This is a genomic window from Paenibacillus phocaeensis (assembly GCF_900021165.1).
Lineage (GTDB): Bacteria > Bacillota > Bacilli > Paenibacillales > Paenibacillaceae > Fontibacillus > Fontibacillus phocaensis.
In genome coordinates this window covers 41,723-68,034 of sequence record NZ_FCOQ01000038.1, presented here as the reverse complement: position 1 = coordinate 68,034, position 26,312 = coordinate 41,723, and the positions used below count along the sequence as shown (strand labels likewise).

Annotated in this window: 23 protein-coding genes and 1 pseudogene; 19 read left to right on the top strand and 5 right to left on the bottom strand. The window is 57.1% G+C overall.

Annotation, left to right across the window (positions count from 1 at the left end):
- The first annotated feature begins 25 nt into the window (after nucleotides 1-25).
- The 6 genes and pseudogenes from BN3795_RS23830 to BN3795_RS23810 all read left to right on the top strand — a co-directional run bounded on the left by BN3795_RS23830 (nucleotide 26) and on the right by BN3795_RS23810 (nucleotide 8,542).
- Nucleotides 26-1,669: an extracellular solute-binding protein gene (locus tag BN3795_RS23830; RefSeq protein ID WP_068787162.1), complete on the top strand. Its 1,644-nt coding sequence runs from the start codon at nucleotides 26-28 to the stop codon at nucleotides 1,667-1,669.
- Nucleotides 1,670-1,744: 75 nt separating this feature from the next.
- Nucleotides 1,745-3,190 (top strand): alpha-L-fucosidase, encoded by a 1,446-nt coding sequence (locus BN3795_RS23825; protein ID WP_110945362.1) that lies wholly within the window; start codon nucleotides 1,745-1,747, stop codon nucleotides 3,188-3,190.
- A gap of 423 nt (nucleotides 3,191-3,613) precedes the next feature.
- Nucleotides 3,614-4,684, top strand: coding sequence for a carbohydrate-binding family 9-like protein (locus BN3795_RS23820; RefSeq protein ID WP_068787161.1), 1,071 nt, complete (start codon nucleotides 3,614-3,616; stop codon nucleotides 4,682-4,684).
- A pseudogene (locus tag BN3795_RS25385) lies at nucleotides 4,681-5,346 on the top strand (transglutaminase-like domain-containing protein); the annotation flags it as partial. The gene BN3795_RS23820 and the pseudogene BN3795_RS25385, both read left to right, overlap by 4 nt.
- Before the next feature lie 173 nt (nucleotides 5,347-5,519).
- Entirely contained in the window at nucleotides 5,520-7,448 is a 1,929-nt protein-coding gene (locus BN3795_RS23815) for a transglutaminase domain-containing protein (protein WP_198524823.1), read from the top strand.
- Nucleotides 7,449-7,504: 56 nt separating this feature from the next.
- On the top strand, nucleotides 7,505-8,542 hold the full coding sequence (locus BN3795_RS23810; protein ID WP_068787160.1) for a glycoside hydrolase family 18 protein: 1,038 nt from the start codon (nucleotides 7,505-7,507) through the stop codon (nucleotides 8,540-8,542).
- 193 nt (nucleotides 8,543-8,735) lie between these two features.
- Here the strand turns inward: BN3795_RS23810 and BN3795_RS23805 are convergent, their stop codons facing one another.
- Entirely contained in the window at nucleotides 8,736-8,960 is a 225-nt protein-coding gene (locus tag BN3795_RS23805) for a hypothetical protein (RefSeq protein WP_068787159.1), read from the bottom strand.
- Between the two features lie 182 nt (nucleotides 8,961-9,142).
- Between BN3795_RS23805 and BN3795_RS23800 the strand changes: the two genes are divergently transcribed.
- Nucleotides 9,143-9,487 carry a DUF1492 domain-containing protein gene (locus BN3795_RS23800; protein ID WP_068787158.1) on the top strand — a complete coding sequence of 115 codons (345 nt, stop codon included), beginning with the start codon at nucleotides 9,143-9,145 and terminating at the stop codon, nucleotides 9,485-9,487.
- The gene (locus BN3795_RS23795) at nucleotides 9,436-9,657 is read left to right on the top strand and encodes a hypothetical protein (RefSeq protein WP_068787157.1); all 222 of its coding nucleotides are present in this window, start codon (nucleotides 9,436-9,438) and stop codon (nucleotides 9,655-9,657) included. The genes BN3795_RS23800 and BN3795_RS23795 overlap by 52 nt, the downstream gene beginning before the upstream one ends.
- Before the next feature lie 104 nt (nucleotides 9,658-9,761).
- On the opposite strand, the gene rpoN is transcribed toward BN3795_RS23795, so the two are convergent.
- A complete protein-coding gene (gene rpoN / locus BN3795_RS23790) occupies nucleotides 9,762-11,075 on the bottom strand; it encodes an RNA polymerase factor sigma-54 (protein ID WP_068787156.1) in 1,314 nt (437 codons plus the stop codon).
- Nucleotides 11,076-11,511: 436 nt separating this feature from the next.
- On the opposite strand from rpoN, the gene atoD reads away from it, so the two are divergent.
- The 7 genes from atoD to BN3795_RS23755 all read left to right on the top strand — a co-directional run bounded on the left by atoD (nucleotide 11,512) and on the right by BN3795_RS23755 (nucleotide 18,664).
- On the top strand, nucleotides 11,512-12,177 hold the full coding sequence (gene atoD / locus BN3795_RS23785; RefSeq protein WP_068787252.1) for an acetate CoA-transferase subunit alpha: 666 nt from the start codon (nucleotides 11,512-11,514) through the stop codon (nucleotides 12,175-12,177).
- Nucleotides 12,174-12,833, top strand: a complete 660-nt coding sequence (locus tag BN3795_RS23780) for a 3-oxoacid CoA-transferase subunit B (protein ID WP_269800231.1) — start codon at nucleotides 12,174-12,176, stop codon at nucleotides 12,831-12,833. Before atoD ends, BN3795_RS23780 begins: the two co-directional genes overlap by 4 nt.
- Nucleotides 12,834-12,904: 71 nt before the next feature.
- Nucleotides 12,905-14,086 (top strand): acetyl-CoA C-acetyltransferase, encoded by a 1,182-nt coding sequence (locus BN3795_RS23775; protein WP_110945360.1) that lies wholly within the window; start codon nucleotides 12,905-12,907, stop codon nucleotides 14,084-14,086.
- A 47-nt stretch (nucleotides 14,087-14,133) separates the two neighbouring features.
- On the top strand, nucleotides 14,134-15,426 hold the full coding sequence (locus BN3795_RS23770; protein WP_068787155.1) for a CitMHS family transporter: 1,293 nt from the start codon (nucleotides 14,134-14,136) through the stop codon (nucleotides 15,424-15,426).
- A gap of 29 nt (nucleotides 15,427-15,455) precedes the next feature.
- The gene (locus BN3795_RS23765) at nucleotides 15,456-16,811 is read left to right on the top strand and encodes an acyclic terpene utilization AtuA family protein (RefSeq protein WP_068787154.1); all 1,356 of its coding nucleotides are present in this window, start codon (nucleotides 15,456-15,458) and stop codon (nucleotides 16,809-16,811) included.
- Between the two features lie 3 nt (nucleotides 16,812-16,814).
- Nucleotides 16,815-17,123 (top strand): AtuA-related protein, encoded by a 309-nt coding sequence (locus BN3795_RS23760; protein WP_068787153.1) that lies wholly within the window; start codon nucleotides 16,815-16,817, stop codon nucleotides 17,121-17,123.
- Between the two features lie 131 nt (nucleotides 17,124-17,254).
- Nucleotides 17,255-18,664 carry a sigma-54 interaction domain-containing protein gene (locus BN3795_RS23755; protein WP_068787152.1) on the top strand — a complete coding sequence of 470 codons (1,410 nt, stop codon included), beginning with the start codon at nucleotides 17,255-17,257 and terminating at the stop codon, nucleotides 18,662-18,664.
- 191 nt (nucleotides 18,665-18,855) lie between these two features.
- On the opposite strand, the gene BN3795_RS23750 is transcribed toward BN3795_RS23755, so the two are convergent.
- Genes BN3795_RS23750 through BN3795_RS23740 form a run of 3 tightly spaced genes read right to left on the bottom strand, consistent with a single transcriptional unit; the run spans nucleotide 18,856 to nucleotide 20,473 of the window.
- Nucleotides 18,856-19,449: a DUF4825 domain-containing protein gene (locus tag BN3795_RS23750; protein ID WP_068787151.1), complete on the bottom strand. Its 594-nt coding sequence runs from the start codon at nucleotides 19,447-19,449 to the stop codon at nucleotides 18,856-18,858.
- Complete coding sequence (locus BN3795_RS23745) at nucleotides 19,446-20,120, bottom strand: permease prefix domain 1-containing protein (RefSeq protein WP_068787150.1); 675 nt, start codon at nucleotides 20,118-20,120, stop codon at nucleotides 19,446-19,448. Before BN3795_RS23745 ends, BN3795_RS23750 begins: the two co-directional genes overlap by 4 nt.
- A complete protein-coding gene (locus tag BN3795_RS23740) occupies nucleotides 20,117-20,473 on the bottom strand; it encodes a PadR family transcriptional regulator (RefSeq protein ID WP_068787149.1) in 357 nt (118 codons plus the stop codon). The genes BN3795_RS23745 and BN3795_RS23740 overlap by 4 nt, the downstream gene beginning before the upstream one ends.
- Nucleotides 20,474-20,624: 151 nt before the next feature.
- On the opposite strand from BN3795_RS23740, the gene BN3795_RS23735 reads away from it, so the two are divergent.
- From BN3795_RS23735 to BN3795_RS23720, 4 genes are all read left to right on the top strand, one after another.
- Entirely contained in the window at nucleotides 20,625-21,308 is a 684-nt protein-coding gene (locus BN3795_RS23735; RefSeq protein ID WP_232730028.1) for a DUF6273 domain-containing protein, read from the top strand.
- 56 nt (nucleotides 21,309-21,364) lie between these two features.
- Nucleotides 21,365-22,282 (top strand): DUF5655 domain-containing protein, encoded by a 918-nt coding sequence (locus BN3795_RS23730; protein ID WP_068787148.1) that lies wholly within the window; start codon nucleotides 21,365-21,367, stop codon nucleotides 22,280-22,282.
- A gap of 944 nt (nucleotides 22,283-23,226) precedes the next feature.
- Nucleotides 23,227-24,258 (top strand): LacI family DNA-binding transcriptional regulator, encoded by a 1,032-nt coding sequence (locus BN3795_RS23725; RefSeq protein ID WP_068787147.1) that lies wholly within the window; start codon nucleotides 23,227-23,229, stop codon nucleotides 24,256-24,258.
- 460 nt (nucleotides 24,259-24,718) lie between these two features.
- Nucleotides 24,719-26,140 (top strand): ABC transporter substrate-binding protein, encoded by a 1,422-nt coding sequence (locus tag BN3795_RS23720; RefSeq protein ID WP_068787146.1) that lies wholly within the window; start codon nucleotides 24,719-24,721, stop codon nucleotides 26,138-26,140.
- The last annotated feature ends 172 nt before the right edge of the window (nucleotides 26,141-26,312 follow it).

Below are 26,312 nucleotides of genomic sequence, written 5' to 3'. Positions count from 1 at the left end.
CCTTATTCAAAAGGAGGATTCATTCATGCAGAAGCTAAAAAGACGCGGAGCGCTAACCTTGAGCTTGCTCCTGCTGGCCTCGCTGCTGGCGGCCTGCGGTTCATCCGGCAATACGGCGGGCGGCAATGCGGCAGGCAATTCAGGAACTGGGGCGAACTCGGGCACGAACGCTTCCAAGTCCGAAACCGGAGGCGTCAAGAAAGACGGGTTCCCGATTGTCGATGAGCCGCTGACGCTGACGATGTTCGCTCCCGACGCCGGGATGGCGGATTGGAACACCATGCCCGTGATTCAAGAGATGGAGAAGCTGTCGGGGATAAAAGTGGAGTTCCAGACGTCGCCCATCGATAGCTTCAGTACGAAGAAGAACCTGGTCTTCGCCAGCGGCGACCTGCCGGACATGCTGTACGCCGCCGACATTACCCCGGCGGAGCAAGTCACCTATGGCAGCCAAGGGATTCTGATTCCTCTGGAGGATCTGATCGACAACTATGCGCCCAACCTGAAGAAGATTCTGGACGAGAACCCGGACGTACGCAAGAACATCACAACAACGGACGGCCATATTTATGCGCTGCCGTTTATCGATACCGCAGCGGTGTGGTATCGCGGCCCGATGTGGTATAACGGTAAGTTCCTGAAGGCATTGAATGCAGAGGAGCCAAAGACGACGGAAGAGCTGTACACGTACCTGAAGCGCGTAAAGGAAGAAGACCCGAACGGGAACGGCCAAGCCGATGAAATCCCGCTGTCGTCCGTCAAGCTGGACGATCTGCGGATGTTCTTCCTCGGCTTCTGGGGGATGTATGACCCGGTCATTTACGCCGATAAGGACGACAAAGTGCACTACTCGCCGCAAGAAGAAGGGTATAAAGGGTATCTGACCTTTATGAACCGCTTGTGGAAGGAAGAATTGCTGGATCACGAGACGTTCTCGCAAACCGATGATCAGAAGAAAGCCAAGGGGAAAAATAATCAACTCGCCTTGTTCAGCGACTTCCATCCTTACTTCACACTCGGCGGGGAACCCAGCGACGAGCATCCGCTGATGACGCCGGTCGCCAGCGAAATCGCCGGTACGCCGGTTTACGGCAAGCATCCGGGGATGTCGGCTAACGGAACCTTCGCGATTACGAAGAGCAACCCGAATCCGGAAGCGACGATGCGTTGGATCGATTACCAATACGGTTATGAAGGCGCCACTTTGTGGACCCAAGGGCCGGAAGGATTGTTGTGGCAGTATAAAGACAAAGAGAACAAAGTGAAGGAATGGCTGCCGGTGCCGGGCGGCAAGGACCGCGAGGAGTATCGCGGAACGATTACGCCGAACTATGGCATCTTGACGCCGGGCGTTAACCTGAGCGAAATGACGAATGGTCTCAAAACAGAGTTCGACAAATGGATCGAGCAGCAAACCCAGGAGAAGCTGGTTCCGATTGGCAAACCGCCGTTCCCGAACGCCTTCTTGACCACTGAGGAGCAATCCGAGGTTTCCGCCTTGCTGTCGGACCTGAAAACGTATGTAACGCAGATGGAAGCGAAGTTCGTAACCGGCCAGGAGCCGCTTGACAACTGGGATAAATACATCAGTCAGCTTAAGAAAATGGGCAGCGATCGCGTGGCCGAAGTCTACCAGGCCGCTTATGACCGTTGGAATCAAGGAAGCTAAAGCTAAAGCGTGAACCGTGAACCGTGAACCGTGAACCGTGAACTTACATTTTCGGACCGAAACAAGGAGGTATCCATGAGCGAGGAGCAATCCGCGACGAATCTGGAGCCATCGGCCGAGCCGCAGACCGAGGCGCCCTCCGGGGCGCCTTTGGCGGCTGAATCGGCGGTGGAGCAAGGCATACACCATTACAGCAGCGAACGAAACTGGGTGAGACCGGAGGATCCGGTGATCCTGGAGCGCTTGGAGTGGTTCCGGGATCAGAAGCTGGGCCTGATGATGCACTGGGGACCCTACTCCCAGCTGGGACTGGTGGAGTCCTGGGCGCTCAGCGACGAAGACGGGGATTGGTCCCGGAACGACATCGACTGGACGGAAGACATGGATCGGTTCAAACGGGAATATTTTGATTTGAACCGTACGTTTCAGCCGATTCGCTTTCAGCCCGAGTCCTGGGCGAAAGCCGCCGCCGAGGGCGGGTTCAACTATTTGACGTTTACGACAAAACACCATGACGGATTTTGCATGTGGGACACCCGTACGACCGATTACCGGATCACCGGGCCGGATTGTCCGTTCCATACGCACCGGTATGCGGACATCTGCCGGGAGCTGTTCGAGGCGTTCCGCGCCGAAGGCTTGGCGATCTCCGCCTATTTTTCCAAGGCGGATTGGCATACGCCGTATTATTGGGCGCCGGGCATGGAACGGGGCAGCCGCATGTGGCGGGGGCCTTCGTACGATCCGAAGCAATACCGTTGGCTGTGGGAGCGGTTCGTACAGTTTACCCATGAGCAAATCATGGAATTGATGACCCGGTACGGCCGCATCGACATGTTATGGCTGGACGCCGGGTGGGTGAACGCGCGCGGCGGCCAGGACATCCGGCTCGGCGAGGTGGTGGAGAAGGCGCGGCAGATTCAACCGTGGCTGCTGACGGCGGACCGCACGGTCGGCGGGCCGTACGAGAACCTGATCACGCCGGAGCAAACCGTGCCGGAGCGGCCGCTCACCGTCCCATGGGAGAGCTGTATCACCATGGGCCAATCGTTCTCGTTCAGCTACAGCGACAGCTACAAATCCGTCCGCGAGCTGGTTCACCTGCTTGTCGAAATCGTCGCCAAAGGCGGCAATCTGGCGCTGAACGTCGGCCCGCAGCCGGACGGCCGGCTGCCGAGACCGGCGCTCGAACGGATGAAGGGGCTGGGCCAGTGGCTGAAGGTGTACGGTGAAGCGATTTACGGTACACGGATCTGCGAACCGTACGCTTCGGGGAACGCGTATTTCACCCGCAAGGGAGAGACGAGGTACGCGTTGGTGTTGCTGCAAGAGGGCGCGGAGGCCATGGAGGAGGAGCTGCGGCTGCCGCTTCCCGCTTCCGGCATCAGCCGGATCGACCTCGTTGGCGGCGCCGAAGGGCTGGACTTCCACCCGTCACCGGAGGGCGGGGTGACGGTTCGGCTGCCGGACGCCGCTCGGCACGAGGAAGCGCCGATCGCCCGGGTGCTGCGCATCCGGTGAAGCCGGGGGCGTCGCCCCGTGCGGACGATGGGCGGCGGGGACCGCGCGGCGTGCGCTGGCGTGCTGCGCGACCGCCGCAGGTGCCGTGCGCTCACCGGCGTGCTGCGCCCCGACCGACCGTGCGCTCGTTCACGACCGCGAAGGGATGCGAAGTGTTGCCAGGCGATCGCTGGGTTGCATGTTGGCGTAACGTAACGGAACAGAGAGACCTTATTCGCCGTAAAAGCAGCCGTTTCAAGTTTTAACGGAACGTAGAGCCGTTATTAGCTTGTTGATGAGCCGAATTCAATCCAAACCTGCCCAATAAGGTCTATTGGTTCCGTTAAATTTTTTATAACGGCAGGTTACTCCGAAATAACGGCGCTGAGTTCCGTTAGAGTTGGCTGATGAGACTTTACTGCATCCAGAAAGGGTGAGAGAACGATGGCGAATTACAGCGAAGTGCCTGAACCGGCGATCGCGTTCGCGCCGAAAACCTACGTCTGCAAGCGGGCTGCGGCCGCGCCGCCCGCACTGGACGGGCGGATTGACAAGCCGTTTTGGAGCGCCGCCGCGTGGACCGACGACTTCGTTGATATCGAAGGCGATCTGAAGCCGAAGCCGAGCAAACGGACGCGAGTGAAGATGCTGTGGGATGACGAGTGTTTCTACGTGGCTGCCGAGATGGAGGAAGATGAAATTTGGGCGACGTTGACGGAACGGGACTCGGTGATTTTTCATGACAACGATTTTGAAATTTTCATCGATCCGGACGGCGACAGCCATTTGTATTATGAATTTGAAATCAACGCGATGAACACCGTGTGGGATTTGCTGCTGGTCAAGCCTTACCGTGACGGCGGCCCGCCGGTGAACGGCTGGGACATTCGCGGGTTGCGCACCGCGGTCTATATCGATGGAGAGCTGAACCGCCCGGGCGCGAAGAACCGCCTGTGGAGCGTGGAGATTGCCCTGCCGTGGGCTTCGCTGCGCGAATGTGCGCCGGAAGGTCGGCCGCCGGCGCCGGGCGAGTTCTGGCGGGTGAACTTTTCCCGGGTGGAGTGGCGGGTCGAGGTGCAGGATGGCCGGTATGTCAAGCTAATCAACCCCGCGACCGGGAACCCCTATCCCGAGGACAACTGGGTCTGGTCCCCGCAGGGGATCGTGAACATGCATTATCCCGAGCTGTGGGGATATGTGGTTTTTGCAAACGAAGGCGCCGATGGTGCGGAAAGCGAATCCGCTGGGTTCCCGCTACCGCAGGACGAATACGTCAAATGGGAGCTGCGCCGCCTGTACTACCGGCAGCGCAGCCATTACGCCCGCTTCGGCCGGTTTGCCGCGGAGCTCGCCGAGCTCGTTGGCCCGGAGGAAGCGGACACGTTCCACATCCGGCCGAAGATCGAGGCGGCGGGCGGGAGATTCGAGATTTCCGCAGCCGCTTCGGACGGGAAGGGGTATTTTTGGATTCGGGAAGACGGCAAGTTGGGGAAGGAAAGGAGCGATCGTAGATGAGCGTGGAGACACCGGTGTTTTCGCTGAGCGAACAGGAGCTGGAGCAGATTGAACGCAGGTTTGCGGAGATTCGGAAGCTGGGCCGGGGCCGGGAGAAGGCGCTGTTTGGCGTGTTTGACGGTCCGTTGACTGCCGAAGAGACATGGGCCTTGAAATTCCTGTATGTGCATATGCCGCTGAACGATCTGGCCGATTACGACGGCGCGTTGTTCTTGGCTCACGTCCGCCAGGCGCTGGCGGTTCGGAAGCGGGCAGCCTGGGGCGAGCGGGTGCCGGACCCTCTCTTCCTGCATTTCGTGCTGCCGGCTCGGGTGAACACCGAGAACCTGGAGGATTTCCGCGAAGCGATCTATGCGGAGCTCGGGCCGCGGACGGCGGGGTGTTCGATGGCGGAGGCGATTCTCGAGGCGAACTATTGGTGCCATGAAAAAGCCACCTACATCGGCAGCGACCTGCGCACGTTGTCGCCGCTTGGGATGATCCGCAACGCGCGCGGCCGCTGCGGCGAAGAATCGACGCTGGCGGTTGCGGCGCTGCGCAGCATCGGCATTCCGGCGCGGCAATGCTACACGCCGCGTTGGGCGCATTGCGACGACAACCATGCCTGGGTCGAGGCTTGGGCCGACGGCAAGTGGCATTACATCGGCGCTTGCGAGCCGGAGGCCCGCCTGGACCANTTCCGGCGCGGCAATGCTACACGCCGCGTGGGGCGCATTGCGACGACAACCAGGCCTGGGTCGAGGCTTGGGCCGACGGCAAGTGGCATTACATCGGCGCTTGCGAGCCGGAGGCCCGCCTGGACCAGGGCTGGTTCAGCGGTCCGGCGCGCCGGGCGATGCTGGTGCACACCCGCGTTCCGGCGAGCTATCCCGGACCGGAGGAGATCACCGTGAAGGCCGGGCCGTATGCGGAGCTGAATCTGCTGGCGAATTATGCGCCGACCCGCACAATCGCCGTGGAAGTGAAGGAGCCGGACGGCACGCCGGCGGCGGGAGCGAGGGTGCAGTTCCAGCTGTACAACTATGCGGAGCTGTTCCCGCTGGCGGAGCTGGTGGCGGATGAGCGGGGCGAAGTCCGGTTTACGACCGGATGCGGTGATCTGATCGTCCGCGCCGTACGGAACGAGGTCTGGGGCCAGCGCAAGCTTCGCATCGCCGACGGCGACCGATTCGAGGTTGTGTTGAACGGAATGCTGTCGAGGCAGCCGGAAGGGGTGGAGGATTTCGAGATGGTGCCTCCGCCGGAGCTGGAGGGGCCGGAATCCGAACCGCTCACTGTGGAGCAACTGCGGCAGCATGAGCAGCGGGTGGCCGAGGGAGCCGCCCTGCGCCGGGCTTACGAGGAGACCTTCCTGACGGAGGCGGAAGCGGAGCAGCTCGCCGCCCGGCTCGAATTGCCGGCGGAGCGGGTGTGGAAGGTGCTGGAGCCCGCTCGCGGCAATAGCCGGGAGATCGCTGCTTTCCTGGAGGCGCGCGTCCCGGAACATGGCGAGTGGCCGCTGCTCCTGCTAGAAAGCCTGCGGGAGAAGGATTTGACCGACACGATGCGGGAGACGCTGGACGACCACTTGACCGGATCGCTGCCTTGGAAGGATACGTATGAGCAAGAACTGTTCGTGTCGTATGTGATGTGCCCGCGCGTGTGGTTTGAGATGCTCTCTCCTTACCGGAAGGCGCTTCAGGCCCGCTTCACTGAAGCGGAAGCCGCCTGTTACCAAGCGGATCCCTCCCGGGTGGTCCGGCTGCTGAACGAAGGTTGGGAGCTGCATGAAGTGCCGGGGAACCTGCGCGGAAAAGCGGGGCCGCTGGGCACATTCCAACTGCGCATCGGGGACAAAGCCTCCCTGGACATCCTGTTCGTCGCGTTATGCCGGAGCTTCGGCATTCCGGCAAGGCTGAATCCCAGCGAGCAAAACCCGCAGTATTATGCGGGCGGAACTTGGGTCGACGCGGGAATCGGGCCAGAGCGGGAAGAATCGGGAGCGAATGCGGAATCCGTCCGCCACATCGGCAAGCTGCGGCTCCGCCGCGAGGAGGGGAAGTGTGCCGACGCGCCGACGGCCTCGTACATGGAGAATTTCACCCTCGCCCGGCTGGAGGGCGGGTTCTACAAAACGCTGCTATATCCCCACGGCAAAACGGATGTGTACGAGACGGCGTTCGAGGTGGAGCCGGGCGATTACCGGATCACTTCAGGCGTGCGCCTGAAGGACGGCACGGTGCTGGGGCGGCTGACCTACTGCCGGGTTGGCGAGCGGACGGAGACGGAGGTCGCGTTGACTTATCCGGCTCCTTCACAGCAGCTCCCGGTGTATGGTACGCCTGATCCGCATACGCCGCTCTGGCGGGCGGACGGGACGGCAACGACGCTGGGCGCGTTAAGCCATGGAGCCCACGGCGCGATGATCGCCTGGCTGGAGCCGGACCGGGAGCCGTCGAAGCATCTGCTGCGCGAAACCGGCGAGCTTGCGGAGACGTTTGAAGTCCTGGGCATCCCGGTCATCTTTGTGCTCGGCGGAGACGTAGGCCTGCCGTCCTCTGCCGTCCCAGATCCGCTTCCTGCCGGGTTGCCGTCAGGGACCGTGTTCGCGGGCGATCCCGATCACGCGGCGCTCAAGCGGTGGATCGCCGCCGGCATCCCGCTGGGGAGCGGGGGCTTCCCGCACTTGTTTGCGCTGGACCGTGAGGGGAACATCCGTTACATGCAGTCCGGTTATAAGCCGGGGAGCGGGAAGGAAGCCCTGCAGATATTAAGCGAACTATAGGGCGAGAGGCGGGTTTGCGCCGGACGCCGCGGCAGAAGAAGGAGGAGGAGCGCCAAATGAACCGAAGTTATGTGGTGGCGGGTTATGTCAGCGATCGCCATCTCCCCGAGTTAACGAAGGAAGAGTTGGTGAAGCTGACCCATATGAATATCGCCTTCGGACAGGTGAGAAACGATCGAATTGAAACGGCGCATCTGCAAAATTTGGGGCTGCTGCCTGAATTGAAACGGGAGCATCCTGAACTGACGGTTTTGCTGTCCGTAGGCGGCTGGAGTGCCGGCGGCTTCTCGGAGGCCGCTTCGACGGAAGCCGGCCGACAAGCGATGGCCGAGTCCGTTGTCCGGGCCGTCACAGCGCATGCGCTTGACGGAATCGACCTGGACTGGGAGTATCCCTGCTACGCCGAGGCGGGGATTGCTGCCAGCCCGGACGATAAAGTGAATTTCACGCTTCTGCTGCGAACGATGCGGGAAGCGCTGGACCGGCAAGGCGAACGGGACGGCCGCCATTATGGGCTGACGATTGCCGCCGGGGCAGATCAATATTACATCGACGGAACGGAAATGGCCGAGGTCCAGCGTTACCTCGATTTCGTCCAGTTGATGACGTACGACATGCGCGGAGGCTTCCAAACGCTGACGGGGCACCATACTAATCTGTACACCGGCACAGGCGATTTGTTCCGCATCAGCGTTGACGCTTCGGTTGGCTTGTTTGTTCGGGCCGGAGTGCCCAAGGAGAAAATAGTTATCGGCGCGGCGTTCTATTCCCGCATGTGGAAAGACGTGCCGAATCTTAACCGCGGGCTGTATCAAATGTCCCCCGGCCCGGGAGGGTACGGCCCGGACTTTACGGCGCTGGCCGCAGACTATATCGACCGCAACGGGTTTGTCCGTTACTGGGATGACGAAGCCCAAGCCCCGTACCTGTTCGACGGCCAAACGTTTATCTCTTACGATGACGAAATGTCCATCCGGAGCAAATGCGAATACATCAAGGCGCAAAAGCTGGCCGGGATGATGTTCTGGGAGTATGGCTGCGACCGGACGCATCGGCTGCTGAACGCCATGCACCAAGGGCTCGCTCAGCCATAGCCGAAACCCATCCCGCCGCAAGGCACCCAAAAAGCCTCATGCCCCGTCTGATCCCCTGAATGAAAGGGATAGCGGGGCATCATGGGGCTTTTTTTTCTGACATTAAATGTTCTAACTTTGCCGGGCCCGTCATAGATATAAATAGGGGTGTTTATCACCCGTTTCTGCGGTACAACCTCCCGTGCGGGGATTTTCACAGTTTCCTAGATTCCTTGCTGCCGGAGGATCCGGAGGGCTGCCGATCTTCGTCCAGAATGGCATCCAGCCGCTGCACCTCCTCGGAGAGGGCCTGCAGGGTAACCTCGATGTTGCCCAGTTTATCGCCGACGGTTTGCAGCACATATTTGATCAGGATGAAGCACAGCGTGACCGGAAAACCTACATTGGCAACCAACGACACAATATCCGCGACCTGCATAATTGTTACCTCCTTGAACTTTTTTTTGGGCCCTTCACAATATGGGGAAAAAAAGTTCGTCTAACGACAACCAAAATATAGAAAAAATGTTATAATAATATGCACCTATATAATTATGGTTGTGAAACCCCCCTGAAAATTTCCCTATACATAGAAGATGAAAATGAAAGGGGGAGGTAGTTTTGAAGGAACAACATACCGTGTACGAGCAATATCGGAAAGAAGTTTATCGGATCGCATGGAGGGTTCAATACAGAGCGAGAGTCGTTAGAAAACGGGAATGTTCATTCAATGGAGTCGAGCCGGCCGTAACCTGCTTCACCTCATCTTCTGATAACAAAATCGTTGTGAGACAGCTGATCAATGCGCTTCCTTCCACGACGGGCAAAACGATCATCTCCAAGATTTATCTGCAGGACAAAACCGAGAGGGAAGTCGCCCGCGAGTTGAATATGAGTCAGCAAGGGGTGAACAAATGGAAACGAAAGATGATCAAAGAATTGTCCCGGATGATGATGAGTTCCTGAATTTGCTTCAGAAAGCCAGGGAAAACGATCCGGAGTCGACGTTAAAACTAATCGAGCTGTTTAAGGGCGACATTGTGCATATAAGCAAGTATATTCATATGTCCGAAGAGGATGCCGTTTCCGATATCATTCTTGAGTTTCTGGAGATGATCAAGGAGCGGAAGGACTAAAGGACGCTAAGAACTGGAAAAGCCTGCATTTTGCAGGCTTTTTTCAATGCATCAGCAGCAAGCAGAAAAATGCCGAGCGAAGAGAAGAGGAATCTGCTTTCACTTTAGAGATGAAGATTCATTTTACGCTGCGAGGCCGGAGCGATTTTGGCTTGCGTCCGGTATTTGGCAACCGTTCTTCTGGAAATGGAGATCCCCCGTTCCTGGAGCTGGTCGGCGATGAGCTGATCCGAAAGGGGTTTAGTCGTATCCTCGCCCGCGATCAACTCGCGGATCATTTGCTTGACCGCGCTGGCGGCAAGCAGGTCTCCGGACTTCGCTTCGATTCCTCCCGCCAAAAAAGATTTGAAGCTGAAAACGCCCCAGGGCGTATCCAGCCATTTGTCTTTGAGCGCGCGGCTGACGGTGGACGGATGCATCCCCGTACTGCGGGCGATTTGTTCCAGCTTTAGCGGTTTGAGTTCATGGATGCCGCCGTGAAAAAAAGCCCGCTGCTTCCGTACAATCGCGGTTACTACTTTTAACAACACCGCACGGCGGTAATCGAGTTGTTGGGCCAGCGCTCGCGCCTCGTCAATTTGCTGCCTTAACTCGCCGGAGCACGCCTCTTTGAGGCTGTCGAGCTCGCCGCTGATTTCATCCAAGCTGATCTTGACCGAATGCAAGGCGATGATCAGCCGGCGGCCGTCTGATGTGACGCTGGCGGCGATATCCTTTGCCGCCGGAGCGGGCTCGGCGTCTCCGTATGCGAATCCCGGCCGGGGCTGCAGCTTGCGGATGCAGGCCAGGCTTTCCGCTACTTGCGCAAGATAAGCTCCGGTTTCCTTGGCAATGGCTTGCAGATCTCCCCGCCCCAATTCATCCATATAGCTATGTACCATGACATAGGCTAAGGAGTTTTCCCGGCCAGCGCGAATCAACTGCAGTTCCAGGCACTCCCGCAATGAACGGGCGCCGAGCCCGGGTGCACCTTCTCGCTGCAGCAGCCGAAGCGCCCTGGCGAACGCGGAGCGGGAAATGCCGGCCCGCTCGGCATGGCGGTCAATGTCCGGGGACAAGTACCCCGCTTCGTCCAAATTTCCGATCAGGAATTGCAGAGCTTTATTCACGGCAGGATCATCCACCCCGAATTTTAACTCCTCCCAGATCGCCTCTTCTCTCGTTGTTTGCGCTTTCAACTTATAGCCCAGCAGATCAGTGGACAAACCTGCGGCGGTTTGGCCGAACAGGCTGGCGGACGCGCGTCCGTTTGGACGCGGCGGCAGGATTTCGATAAACGGATTGGTCTGCGCCTTTTCGCTGACAAGGCGTTCCAACTCGCCATCCGGCATCGCAAGCAGCCGAAACGTCTGGAGCATTTGCGAATTGACGTTCAACTGCGCGGATGGGTTTGGCTTGGTCTGGATTTGGATGTGCACGCGGGAGAACTCCTTTCCCAATAACGGTGGTGATTCATAACGGGGAGCGTTTTTTTAATATGATACACCGCTTCGCCGCAAAAAGAAGTCAGCCTTTACTGTTTTAGGCAGGGGGATCAAGTTTTTCGGGCCAAAGTTCACATTGGATTCAAAAATGAGCGATAACGCTTCGTTTGCTTTCTTTTCTTCTAAATATCTGGGATTTCGTTATGAAAAGTTGGAATGCTTGCGCAGCCCGCAATCATCCTCGATGGGGCGGGAGCCATTCTAAATGTTTAGAAATCCCGCCTGTTCTTTTGATCCGGGTACACGTGTCCGGATTTTTATTTTTTGTTGGTATACCGGGCTTTTCCGTCGCTGACATCGGAGGTTGGCACGGTTTTTGCTTGTTCATTCAATGGGAACACATTTTAGCTGCAACGAGGTGAAAGGAAAGTTGAAAGACAAAGTAATTCAGCTTGGCGAGGCGCTTTCATTCCTTAAGAGCGGAATGACGGTCATGATGGGCGGATTCATGGGTGTCGGCGCCCCCGAGGGGTTGGTGCGGGCGATCCTGGACAACGGGCTGGATCAATTGACGCTGATCTCCAGCGATACGGGAACGGTCGATAAAGGCTGCGGACCGCTGATCGTCCAGCGTCGGGTGAAGAAACTGGTGGCCTCCCATATCGGCACCAATCCGGAGACGGGCCGGCAAATGATCGCCGGCGAACTGGAAGTGGAACTGACCCCGCAAGGCACGTTGGCCGAACGGATCCGCGCGGGCGGCGCAGGCTTGGGCGGCGTGTTGACCCGAACAGGACTCGGCACCCTGGTGGAAGAGGGCAAGCCGAAGGTGACCGTGGACGGCCGGGAATATTTACTGGAAATCCCGTTGCGCGCCGACGTGGCCTTGCTGAAAGCTTACAAGGCGGACCGGGCGGGCAATCTGGTGTTCCGCAAGTCGGCGCGCAATTTCAACCCGATCATGGCCTTGGCCGCGGATCTGGTGATTGCGGAAGTCGAGCAGATTGTGGAGACCGGCGAGCTGGACCCGGACAGCATTGTTACTCCGGGGATTTTGGTGGACAGAATCGTGCCATGCGGAGGTGAGCGGGAATGAAGGGAAGCGAAACAGCGGCGCTGACGGCCAAACAGAAAATCGCCAAACGGGTGGCGCTGGAAATCCGTGACGGGGATGTGGTGAATCTCGGCATCGGGCTGCCTACGTTGATCCCCGCCTTTTTGGACCCGCGGATCGATATCCAAATTCAATCCGAAAACGGGTTTATCGGCCTGACGGATGTGAACGAACAGACGGACAAGGATCTGGTGAACGCAGGCGGCCAGCCGACCGGCCTTCGCCCCGGGGGCAGCTATTTTGACAGCTCCGTGTCGTTTGCGCTGATTCGCGGCGGTCATGTGGACGTCTCCGTGTTGGGCGGACTTGAGGTGGATGAGCAGGGCAATCTGGCCAACTGGATGGTTCCCGGAAAAATGGTGCCGGGCATGGGCGGGGCGATGGATTTGGTCACCGGTGCCAAAAAAGTCATCATCGCCATGGAGCATTGCGCCAAGGACGGCGCGGCGAAAATCGTCAAGCGCTGCACACTGCCGCTGACAGCTGTCGGCGTGGTGTCCATGATCGTCACGGAGCTGGCCGTGTTCCGCTTTGCGGAGCGGGGGCTGGAGCTGATCGAACTGGCGGACGGGGTTGACCTGGACACGGTAAAGGCAAAAACTACGGCTTCTTTTGCCGTTAATTTGCCGCAGCTTTAAGCAACGAATCCGATGGGTCAGGTTTTCACCAGCGGGAAGAACAATCTCTTGAACGAAAGGAAGGAAGCGATTTGCACGAGGTAGTTATTGTCAGCGCCGTTCGTACGGCAATTGGAGCTTTTATGGGGGCGCTGGGGGAGGTTCACGCCGCGGAGCTTGGCGCTGCCGTAATCAGGGAAGCGGTAAGCCGGGCGCGGATTTCCGCGGACATGGTGGATGAAGTGTTTATGGGGAACGTGCTTCAGGCTGGCGAGAAGCAGAATCCGGCGCGGCGCGCCGCTATGCTGGCGGGATTGCCGCAGGAAGTGCCGGCGACTTCGTTGAACTTGTTGTGCGGGTCCGGGTTGAAAGCGGTTCACCTAGCTTCCCAGGCCATCTATAGCGGGGAGGCGGAGATCGTAGTGGCCGGCGGCATGGAATCGATGAGCACCGCGCCTTATGTGCTGCCCGGAGCGCGCCAAGGGTACCGGATGGGCGACCGGACGGTGGTGGACAGCATGGTGAGCGACGGATTGACCTGCTCCATGGGCGGTTATCACATGGGGATCACGGCGGAAAACATCGCCGCGAAGTACGGCATCAGCCGCGCGGAGCAGGATGCGTACGCCGCCCGCAGCCAGCAAAAAGCGGTCGAGGCCATCCGCAAAGGGGTGTTCGCCGAGGAGATCGTGCCCGTATCCGTGCCGCAGCGCCGGGGCGAGCCTGTGATTTTTGCCACAGATGAGAGCCCGCGGGAAGGGGTTACAGTAGAGAAACTGGCAAAGCTGAAACCGGCCTTTACCGAGGCGGGCAGCGTAACGGCGGGCAACGCGTCGGGCATCAACGACGGCGCGGCCGCGCTGGTGCTGATGAGCCGAAGCAAGGCCGAGGCGCTCGGCATCAAACCGCTGGCCGTGATCCGCGCCAACGCGAGCGCCGGCGTCGATCCGGCGATCATGGGCACCGGGCCGATCCCGGCGACCCGCAAGGCGCTGGCCAAAGCAGGCTTGACTGTAGCCGACCTTGATCTGATCGAAGCCAATGAGGCGTTTGCGGCGCAGGCGTTGGCGGTGGCTCGCGAGCTGGGCTTTCCGGAGGACCGCTTGAACGTCAACGGCGGTGCCGTGGCATTGGGTCATCCGATTGGAGCCAGCGGCGCGCGGGTGCTCGTAACGCTGCTGCACGAGATGAAGCGGCGCGGGGCCGGACGCGGCCTGGCTACGCTGTGTATCGGCGGCGGTATGGGCGTGTCCACGATCGTGGAGCTGGTATAGCGCTTGGGGCTTATTTTTTAGTACAGACTGTATCCGGAGGTTAGAATATGCTGGCTTTGCTAGGTGTTTTGACGATTGCGCTTTTTCTGTATTTAATCATGACCAAGAAAGTTTCGGTCATTGTCGCGCTGGTGATCGTACCGGTTCTGTTCGCGGTGATCGGCGGATTTGGGAATCAACTGGGGGAGGCTACTTTAAACGGCGTGATCCAGGTGGCCCCGACGGGCATTATGCTCATGTTCGCCGTTCTCTACTTCGGGCTGATGTCCGATGCCGGTCTGTTTGATCCTATCATTAAAAAAGTGGTGTCCGCGGTCAAAGGCGATCCGCTGAAAATTATCGTCGGCACGGCCGCCGTGACGATGCTCGTCCATCTGGACGGTGACGGGACCGCGACCTTCATGATTACGATCACCGCCTTCCTGCCGATTTACAAGCGCATCGGGATCAACAAGCTGATCTTGCCTTGCGTGGTCGCTTTGGGGGCAGGGGCGATGCATCTCGTTCCCTGGTCGGGGACGCAGGCGCGGGCGATGTCCGCGCTGCAAACCGATGCCAGCCAGATGTTCACCGCGATTCTTCCGTCCATGGCCGGCGGGATTATCTACGTGCTGGCGGTCGCTTTTTTCCTGGGCTTACGGGAGCGCAAGCGGCTGGGCGTCATTGATTTCAACTACAACATGGAAGATGAATTGACCGAGGAACAAAAGGCGATGCGCCGTCCCAAGCTGTTCTGGTTCAACGCGGTGTTCACGGTGCTGCTGATCGTGGGTCTGATGACGCATATTTTTCCGCATACGATATTGTTTATGATTGGGTTTGCCGTCGCCCTGCTGGTCAATTATCCCAACCTGAAAGACCAGTCGGCGCGTTTGAACGCGCATGCCAAGAGCATTGTGCTTGTGACCAGTATGATTTTTGCGGCTGGCATTTTTTCCGGCATCCTGAACGGCACGGGGATGATCGCCGCAATGGCCGATTCGCTCGTCTCGATCGTACCCGATTCGATGGCGCGGTTCCTGCCGCTGATTCTGGCCGTCATCAGCATGCCGCTGAGTTTGGTGTTTACGCCGGACGCCTTCTATTACGGGATGCTGCCGATTTTAGCCCAAGCGGTGGCCAACTTCGGGATGGACCCGATCGAAATCGGGCGGGCCGCCATCTTCGGACAAATGACCGTTGGCTTTCCGCTTAGCCCGCTGACGGCGTCGACATTTCTGCTCGTCGCCCTCTCCGAGGTGGACCTGGCGGAGCACCAGAAGTTTACCTTCAAGTGGGCTTGGGGCACGTCGCTTGTGTTCACCGCGATAGCGCTCATCACAGGAACCATATCGATATAAAGACAAAAAAAGTGGAGGACTGATAAGCAATGAAAGCAATTCGTATCGGCGCGGGAGCGGGGTACGCCGGAGACCGTCTGGAACCGGCCTTGGAGCTGATGGAGAAAGGCAACCTCGACTATATCATGTTCGAATGTTTGGCGGAGCGCACCATCGCGATCGCGCAGCAACAGAAATTGAAGGATCCGACGAAGGGCTACAACCATTTGCTGGAGCACCGGATGGTCAAAGTGCTGCCCCTTTGCAAGCGGCATAATGTGAAAGTCATTACGAACATGGGAGCGGCCAACCCGCTATCTGCGGCGAACAAAATCAAAGAGATCGCCGAGAACCTCGGCATTACCGGCCTTAAGATCGCCGCTGTGACCGGTGACGATATCGCGGACAACATCGACCGATATATCGACTACCCGACCATCGAAACCGGCGAGAAGCTGGGTTCCCTGCGTTCTTCCATCGTCTCGGCCAACGCCTATATCGGGGCCGCCGGAATCGTGGAGGCGCTGGGTCACGGGGCGGATATCGTCGTCACCGGCCGCGTAGCCGATCCGGCGCTGGCGATCGCCCCGCTCGTGTATGAATTCGGCTGGAGCATGGAGGATTACGACCTGCTGGCCGCCGGGACGGTGGCCGGACACCTGCTGGAATGCGGAGCGCAGGTTACCGGAGGCTACTATGCCGATCCGGGCTACAAAGACGTGCCGGAACCGTGGAACATCGGCTTTCCGATCGCCGAGGTCGACAGCGCCGGAAATATTAAGATCGAGAAGCTCCCGAATACCGGAGGCGTGGTTAATCAAGATACGATTAAAGAACAGCTGCTGTACGAAATCCACGACCCGGCCAATTATCTGACCCCTGATGTGGTGGCCGATTTTACGGAGCTGACCGTTGAAGAAATCGGATTGAACCAGGTTAGAGTGACGGGCGCCAAGGGAAAAGCCAAGACGGGCTTTTATAAGACGAGCGTGGGATACCAGGATTGTTACATCGGCGAAGGCGAGATGAGCTACGGCGGCAGCGGAGCTTACGAACGGGCCAAGCTGGCCGGAGACATCGTGGCGAAGCGGCTGGAGCTGCTGCAGGTGCCGATCCAGGAGCTGCGCGTGGATTACATCGGAGTAAATTCATTGTACGGAAATCAAATTTCCCGTATGATTAATGCTGATTTTGACGGACTAAGCGAAGTTCGCTTGCGGGTGGCGGGGAGAACGCTGGGGCGCGAACACGCGGTCGTGATCGGCAATGAGGTGGAGGCGCTGTACACCAACGGGCCGGCCGGCGGCGGGGGAGCCCGGACAGGCGTCAAAGAGATCGTCTCGATTGCGTCGGTTTTGGTGCCGGCCCAGGATGTTGAAATTGCGGTATTTTACGAGGAGGTATAAACGATGAAGCTGCGTGAAATTGCTCACTCCCGAACGGGCGACAAAGGCGATATCTCCAACATTTCGCTGATCGTGTATAAGGAAGCCGATTATGAAGCCGTAAAGGCGCAGGTCACCGCGGAGAAGGTGCAGGAATTTTTCGGCGATATTGTTCAGGGGGGCGTGGTCCGTTATGAGTTGCCCCGTTTGCATGCTTTAAACTTTGTCATGTCCAAGGCGTTGGGCGGCGGGGTGACCCGTTCGCTGGCGATTGATATGCACGGCAAAAGCCTTTCCTCGGCGTTTTTGGAGATGGAGATCGAGTTGGACTAAAAAGAGTTGCCGTGTGTATATTCAGAAACATGCTGTGCCGTGCGTATAACGGCAGAAGAAGCGCGGTTTGCGCATTGATCGCGCTTCTTTCTTTTTTTAAAATAGGATGAAACCGTATTCAAGGAGGCGTTATGTGGGATCAAAGGGGACAGTTTCCGTCCGGCGCGTTGGATGATTACTTTTTCGCCTTGCTCCGCTCGATTCAGGATGGGCTGCTGGTCATTGACAAGGAAGGCATCGTACTGTTCATCAATCCCGAATATACCCGGATCACCGGGGTGACCGAAGAGGACATCGTCGGCAAGCCGCTGCTGTCTGTTCGCCCCAACGCGCAGTTGGTGGAGGTGATGAAACAGAATAAGGTCGTGGTCGGCTTGCGGCGTAAGGAACTGAATGTCGAGTATGTCGTCGATATGGCCCCGATCGTCCTGGACGGACGGGTGGAAGGAGCGGTATCGATCTGCAAAGGCGCCGTCGAGGTTCATGAGCTGGTGAAGAAGCTGGAAAAGAACAGCAAGGAGCTCAAACGGCTGCAGCAAGGCATGACCAGCTTGAGCAAAGCCAAATACAGCTTCGAGCAGATCATCGGGGCTGAGGGAGACCTGAAGGCGGTGATCGCCAAGGCGAAAAAGGTGGCGCGGTCCGCGATTTCGGTCGTGATTTACGGGGAGAGCGGGACCGGCAAGGAGCTGTTGGCTCAGGCGATTCACAATGAGAGCGGCCGGAGCGACAAACCGTTCGTGGCCGTCAACTGCGCCGCCATCCCCGAAGCGCTGCTGGAAAGCGAGCTGTTCGGCTATGAGGAAGGCGCCTTTACGAACGCCAAACGCGGGGGGAAGCTAGGCCTGTTTGAGCTGGCGGATCAGGGCACGCTGTTTCTGGATGAGATTTCGGAGCTGCCTTACGATATCCAAGCCAAGCTGCTGCGGGTGCTGCAGGAATCGACTATCCGCCGGGTGGGCGGCGTTAGCGAGCTGGAGGTGAATGTGCGGGTGATCGCTGCGGCCAACAAGGATTTGGCCCAGATGGTGGAGAAGGGGCGGTTCCGGGAGGATCTATTTTACCGGCTTAACGCGGTTATGCTGCAGTTGCCGCCACTGCGCGCCAGGCACCGTGATATCGAGGCGATCGTAGATTCTATGCTGAAGCATGAGACGCGGGCCAATGGCCAGGATGGCGTAGCGTATGCCGTCGAGCCGGAGGTGATGGATATGTTCGCCCGGTATCATTGGCCAGGCAACGTTCGCCAGCTTAAGAACGTGATCGATTACGCCGTCTGCATGGCCGAAGGGAACACGATCACCCCGCGCGACCTGCCGGATTATATCCGCCAGGAGCACGCGGAGCGACGGCCGACCAGCCAAGGCGGCGGAAGCCTAAAAGAAACGGTCGAACAAGCGGAACGCGCGGGGATCGCCCAAGCGCTAAAGCGGACGGACAACACGCTCGAAGGCCGCAAACAGGCGGCGCAAATGCTCGGCGTCTCCCTCGCCACCCTTTACAATAAAATCAAAAAATACGACCTGGAAGAAATCTCATAATCAGTTTATGGTAAGGACCGGAGGATGCCGGTCTTTTGTTTTGGATTTAGCTCAATGAGGATAACTTCTGCCATAAACCACCTGATCGACTTTTTTTCGTAAAGCCGGTTGTAATCGGGCCGCCTGGATTTCCCTTATAGATGAGTGCGGCAAAAGGCTTTATCGGATAAAAGCATTGAGCGAAGGCAGCGTTAATCGGACAAAGTTTCGCTTTCGCGAAAGAGCTCCCGAAACGCCCGCTGCGCATATTCCGGATCCGCCAGTTTGTCTTGCACCACGGCTTTCCAAGCGGTGTTACTTGCGGTGAGGGACGAGAACGTATCCGTGTCATACCAAGCCAGCAGGTCCTCGCGAGTCACGCGGTATGCCGCGGAACCCTCGTTGTAAATCACCGCCTCCAGGTTATCGATATAAGCGAAAGCCGCCGTGGCGCTGTACAAGTAAGCCCGGTCTCGGTCCGCTCCCGCCCTCGGCGCCGAAGAATCCAGATTAATCTGCACCGTGAACACGCCGGGATCCATGGCAAAGGAGCGGATCGGTCCGATCGGCAGCGAGCCGAACAATCCGCCCACCTTGGACGCGTCGCCCATATACCGGGTTTGGAATTTCGCGGTGCGGGCGATGTCATGGGTTAACGGATTATTTTGAGCGGCTTGATACTCGGCCTCGCGCTGATTCTGACGCGGAAGCGCTACGCCTTCGACTACGCTAAAGCCAACCAGTCCGGCGAGGAGGAGGATGAGGATGCCGATATTCCGGCGTCTGATGCGCTGCCGTGTCGTCATTCCGGCTCACCCGCCTCGTGTTTCGATATCAGCGTGGCGCTCGCTTGGAAAGCCAGCGGGATGAGAATGGTGAGCAAAGGCTTGGCGTATTGGATCCCGAGTACGGCAAACTGGTACGGACCGCCGATTTTCACTTGATAGCCAAACCAAATATTGCTGGAGAATCGCAAAGCCGTGATGCCTAGCACGGTGATGACGATGAACAGGCCCCAGAGCAGCCAAACCAGCCGGCTTCGCCGCCGAGCAATAGGGATATTGCGCGGTGCCGTAACTTCAAGCGCCCTGCCGCGCCAAAGCGCGTTTAAGATCAGGTAGAGGCACCCGAGCAGCAGGACGAGGGCCAAGAACAAGTAACTGAGCGGCGTGCGTTCGATCATGCGTAAAGGAATGGTGAAGATCCACAGGATCAGGGTAAAAAGCAGCACTTTTTGCAGCAGCTCCAGCCGATAGCGGTTCACATAGATCTGCGGGTTCTCGTCAATCAGTCCGTCGATGCGGGTCAAGCTGGCCGTGGCTGCCTGGACGGCCTGTTCATAATTCATTCCGCCGGCCATGTAATCGGCGGTCTTGGCTTCCAGGTTGCCGAGGATTTCCTCTTTCAGCTCGCGGATGCGTCCGGTAGCCGGATATCCGGCGAATAAACGATCCACGTGTTTTTGCAGCGGATTCACGATGGGGATCCCTCCTGTTTCTCAATTAAGACATCAATGATCTCGCGGGATGTTTTCCATGCCGACAAATTGGCTTTGTACACTTCGGCACCTGCAAGGGTGACATGGTAATACTTGCGTCGCCCGCCCATACTGCGGTCTTCCCCCCAATAAGACTCGATCAACTGCTGGGCCTCCAATCGCTTTAAGCTGGTGTAGAGCGACGGTTCCTTCAATTCATAACGCCCCTGGCTGATCACGGAAATGGACTTCATGATCTCATAACCATAGTTGTCGCCCTCCAGCAGTACCCGAAGAATAATCGTATCAATATGGCCGCGGATTAAATCCCGGCTGATGGCGCTGTCGTTCATGTGTTCACCTCTTCGAAAACAATGTAATACATATTACTATGTGTGTCAAGGTAGTTGGGCAGACTACGGAGCACGCTGATCGATTTGTAGTTGCGGATGCCCCGGGGACCTGTTGTAAGATAAATAGACGGAAATAACGGAGGTGGACGAAGTGAACCGAGGCAACCCATCTGCTTTGCTGAATTTTGCGATCCGACCCGGTGAGCGAATGACCTTCGGCGCGTACCCGCAGACCGCAGATGGAAACGTGCGGCCCATCGAATGGCGGGTTCTCCAAAACACGGGCGGCGAGCTGTTTCTGTTGAGCGAGGAGATTTTGGAATGCAAGCGATATCACGGAAAGAGCGCGGATATTTCGTGGCGGGATGCGGTGGATGTGACATGGCGGGATTGTGATTTGCGGCAGTGGTTGAACGAGGATTTCTATTCGACCGCTTTTTGCAACGGGGAACGGGAGTTGATCAGGACCACGCATTGCGCGGATAATGGCGAAGGCAGTCCGGATACGGAGGATCACGTGTTTTTACTTAGCGTGGACGAGGTCAAGGCGTTTACGGCCGTCCTCGGCAAAACGTGGCTGCCCGCTGTCGGCACGGACTACGCCAAGTTGAAGAAGCCCGACGGCTGCAGCCTCTATGTTTACGATAAGGGCGAGAAAGCGAATTATGTGCTGCGAAACGGCCAGGAGGAGGGCTGCTCTTGGTGGTGGCTGCGCACACAGGGGAATAAGCCTTCAAGAGCCCATTTCATCGGTACTGGATGCAGCATCCGCAGCTATGCGAATGTCAGTCTGGCGCGTGACGGCGTGCGGCCGGCGATCAGGTTGGGATATTAAGTGTCCCGGCGCAATAAAAGAACACCAATCTGCATTAAAGGCATGGTGAAGGATACATGGGAGACATCAAACTGTTCCGCTTGAATGACGGGGGCGTTGAAGAGCTGCACGGTCAAACGGTAACGATCGAAAAATCACTGCAAACGTTGATGGAACGTCATTTGGAGGCTTTGCTCGGAGTTCGCTTTCTTGCGACCGAATACTCGACGGGGAAACGGCACGGGGGGCGGATCGATACGCTGGGCATCGATGAGAACAGCTCCCCTGTTATTATCGAATTCAAGCGGGCAACGAACGAAAACGTCATCAATCAAGGGCTTTATTATTTGGATTGGCTGATGGATCATCAGGGGGAGTTCACCCTGCTGGTACAGAAAAAATTTGGAGTTCCTGACGCTGAAGCGATCAATTGGGGTGCGCCGCGGCTGCTATGCATCGCCGGAGGATTTACGAAGTATGATGAACACGCGGTGCAGCAAATCAACCGCAATATCGAGCTGTACACGTACAAAAAATATGGGGAGGAGCTCTTGCTGCTGGATTTAGTGAATGCGACGTCGGCAAACCAACCTCAAGACCCGGTAGTCCCCGTATCCGGTGGAGCACCCTCAAACTCATATAAAACGGTATCCGACTATCTTTCGCAAGCCAATGCGGAGCTAACGGATCGTTACGAGGAACTGAAGGCGTTTATCCTCGCCTTGGGCGATGATGTTCAAATGAATGTGTTGAAGGACTACATCGCTTTTAAACGGATCAAAAACTTCGCTTGCGTGGAGATCCATCCCCAGAAGAAATCGATAACGGTATTTGTCAAAGTAGACCCCGACTCGGTTCCATTAGAGCCCGGGTTTACTAGAAATGTGAGAAACATCGGTCACTACGGCACGGGGGACCTGGAAATCGTCATCACCCGGGAGGAGCAGCTTGAGGAGGCGAAAGCCCTGATCCAGCAAAGTTATGAGATGAGCTGAGAGAGCGGGGGAATCGGGAGGTAGGAGCTGAGGTGCTAGGTACTGGGAGTTTAGGTAGTCGAAGAGCTAAGTATCGAGGTGCCCGAGTTTGGAGAGATGAGGAAGCCTAAAAGTTAAGTGTTGCGGTGCTGGGGTGCGAAGAACGGAGTCCGAAGAGCTAGAGTTGAGTTGAGGTGCTGAAATACGGAAGGCCGAGAGCCCGATGAGTCCGGTGAATCGGGGGAAGTTGAAGAGTCTGGAGGATCCTGGAGGACCTGGTGGATCTGGTGAGTCTGAAGAATCTGGTGAGTCTGGAGAATCTAAAGACTCTGAAGACTCTGGAGAATCTGGTGAGTCTGACGAATCTGGAGGGCGGATCAGGCTGAATAGTCTGTGAGGCAAAAATAGCCGAGATGGCTGTCTCTAACGGATCGTAGAGCCCTTATTTGGCGGAAAATCAGCTGCCCGAAAATCTAACGGAATCAGATGACACTATATGACCGAAATGGGCTGTAGTGGGCCTGGTTTGGTTCAAATAACGTCCCTGGGTTCCGTTAGAGTGGGAAATCATGCGAGAAATAGACTTTAACGTCATCTGGTTCCGTTAGAGTCAAACGCGATGGTATGGAGAGTGAAGCGGGGTGGAGTACAGCGCTGTCGCATGAGGGTGAGACGTGTTGGGGCAGCGCAGTCGTACGAGGAGTAAAGCGGAATGGAGCACAACACTGTCGTACGAGGAGCAAATCAAGTTGGAGCGTAGTAATGCGGAGGTATGAGGAGTGAAGCGAGATGTCCGTATAACGACGCTGCGCCAGAGCCCGGACTCAAAGGGATAATGGTGTAAAGAGGGGGGAAGAAGGTACATAAACCCACTATTTTTGTAAGCGCTTTAAAAAACTCTTGAAATTCAAAATATCCCTTGTTATAATCGCATTGAAAAGCTTTTCAAATCGAGGATACCCATGATGAACAAAAACGGAAACAAACCGACGATCCGCGATGTTGCCAAGAAAGCGGGCGTTTCCATCAGTACCGTCTCGCGCGTGATGAATGCGCCGGAGACGGTGGTGGAGAGCAAGCGGCAACGGGTGCTGGCGGCCATCGAGGAGCTGAATTATCAGCCGAATGCGTTCGCGCGCGGATTGATTTTCAAGAAATCTTTTACCTTGGGACTGTTGATCCCTGATATTGAGAACATGTATTACGCCGGAATGATTCGGGGGATGCAGGATGCCTGCATCAAGCTGGGCTACAGCCTGATGATTTGTAACACGGACCGGGATAAGGAGCGGCTGCTGTCCTATATCGATGCTTTTCATGAGAAGCAGGTGGACGGCATCGTGTTTGCCAGCGACAAAATGTTCCCCGAGTACTACGAGAAGCTGGTAGGCTGCCGTATTCCATTCGTTATGGTGTCGTCCCATTCGGATGACTACGAGATTCCCTGCGTTGAAATCGACGACGAGGCAGCGGCTTATGATGCGGCCGCTTACCTGATCGAGCTGGGGCATCGCCAAATTGGCATGATCGGCTTCAATCACGACAACTCGATCTCCGGGCCGCCGCGTTACGCCGGGTTTGTCCGGGCTATGACGGAATACGGGCTGACGTTCAATATCGCCAACGTGAAATTTGCCAGCCACTACTTCGAACATGCCTATCAGGCCGCGCACGAGCTGTTTACCGAGCATCCCGAGTTGACCGCCGTCTTCTGCGTTGCCGATGAATTTGCGATGGGCGCGATTTCGTACCTCCGGGATCGGCACATCCTCGTGCCGGGACAGGTGTCTGTGATTGGATTCGACAACCACCGTATGGCCGGCATGTATATTCCCAAGTTGACGACGATCTCTCAACCGATCTACGATCTGGGCTATCGAGCCGCCGAGAAGCTGCATGAGCTGCTGACAACGGGCAGCGTAGCGGTGCCCAGAGAAGTTCTCCAGCACAAACTCATCGTCCGCGAATCATCGCGGGAGAGAGCAACCACGATTTAACAACTGAACACCATCGCCAACGCAATGTGACGCCGGCCACGAATATGGATACCAACTAGCAATACAACCACGAACGATCACCACGATCACGAAGCAACCCAACCACCACCACGAAGCAACCCAACAGCGATCATGAAGCAACCCACAACCACCACGAAGCAACCCAATTACCATCATGAAGCGGAACCCCCATGTTCCATACGCATCTTTCGGAAGCTTGTCAAGTTGATGAGTGACGATTACCGCTGACCTTATTCGATTCTGAAAAGCTTTTCAAAAAAACGGAACAAATGGGCTTATGGGGTCATACACTTATACCAATATGAAAACGCATTCAGGGCCGGGGTTCGCTCGCTACGGAAAAGCTTTGCAAGGAGGTGATTCACCGGAGGCGATCTCGAAGGTCAGCCAGTTCTTCAAGCGACTTTTTATAATAAATTTCGAAGGGGATGTAGGGTCAATGAAAAAAAGATCAACATGGACTTCTTTATTGCTCGTCAGCGGGTTATCGTTCACGCTTCTCCTCAGCGCCTGCGGCGGCGGGAATAATACGGCAAGCAATGAGCCGGCTGCTCCGGCCAATAACGGAGGTGCGGCAGAACAAGGCACGAACGATGGCAACGCCACCAATGACTCCGGTGCTGCTGGATCACCGCTGGAGCTGGCGTTGAAGGGCGAATATAAAGGCACCAAGGTGACGATGTTTGGCCCGTTCGTCGATGCGGACCAGGTGAAATTCGAGACCAGCATCAAGGAGTTTGAGGAAAAAACGGGCATCGATATCCAATACGAAGGCTCCAAGGAGTTTGAGGCGACGATCAACGTTCGCGTGGACGGCGGCAATGCGCCCGACATCGCCGACTTCCCGCAGCCGGGTCTGCTCGCTGCTGTAGCCAAAACCGGCAAAGTGGTGGATCTGACCCACATTCTCGACCAAGAGAAGCTCAAGGCCAACTATAACCAAAGCTGGCTCGACATGGCGACGATGGACGGCAAGGACGGCAAAATCATGGCCGGCATCTGGAATCGCAGCAACGTGAAGAGCTTGGTATGGTACCCGAAGAAACAGTTTGAGGAAGCGGGTTACACCATTCCGCAGACCTGGGATGAGCTGATGGCGCTGACGGAGCAAATTGCCAAGGACGGCGACACCGCTTGGGGCATCGGCATCGAAAGCGGCGCAGCCACAGGTTGGCCGGCAACGGACTGGGTGGAAGACATCATGCTCCGCACGACTTCGCCGGAGAACTATGACAAATGGGTTAAGGGCGAGCTGCCGTTTACTTCCCCGGAAGTGAAGCGCGCGGTGGAAAAGATGTCGGAAATCTGGATGAACCCCGATTATGTCTATGGCGGAACGAAATCGATCGTCACCACGGCCTTTGGCGACTCGCCGGCTCCGATGTTCGATAATCCGCCGAAGGTATGGCTGCATCGTCAAGGCAACTTCATTACCAGCTTCTTCCCGGAAACCGCAAAGGTCGATGAAGACTATGACTGGTTCTACCTGCCGCCGATCGACGAGCAATACGGCAAACCGGTGCTGGTCGCCGGCGATATCTATGCGATGTTCAACGATCGTCCTGAAGTTCGGGCCGTGATCGAATTCTTTACGACCGGCGAATCGATCAAAACTTGGGTGCAATCCGGCGGCGTGATCGCGCCGATGAACGATGCATCGCTGGACTGGTATGCCTCTGAGGCTGACCGCCGGATGGCCCAGCTCGTACAGGAGGCTTCCACGCTGCGGTTTGACGGCTCCGACTTGATGCCGGGGAAAGTGGGTGCCGGTACTTTCTGGAAGGGAATGACCGACTACGTGAGCGGTACAGCTACGCTGGATGAAGCGCTGGCGCAAATTCAGAAAGGCTGGAGCCACTAAGCTTCGAACCCTGAAGTCGCTGCGGATGCGACAGTTAAGCAACGCCGGGAGGGGCGCGCGAGCCGAACGTGGGTTCCGGCACACCGCCCCTCCTTTTTTCGATTCAGCCGGTTAACCGGCCTTTTGTTCGAAGCTGATTCAGGAAGTAACGCTCACCAAACTTTTTAGGAGG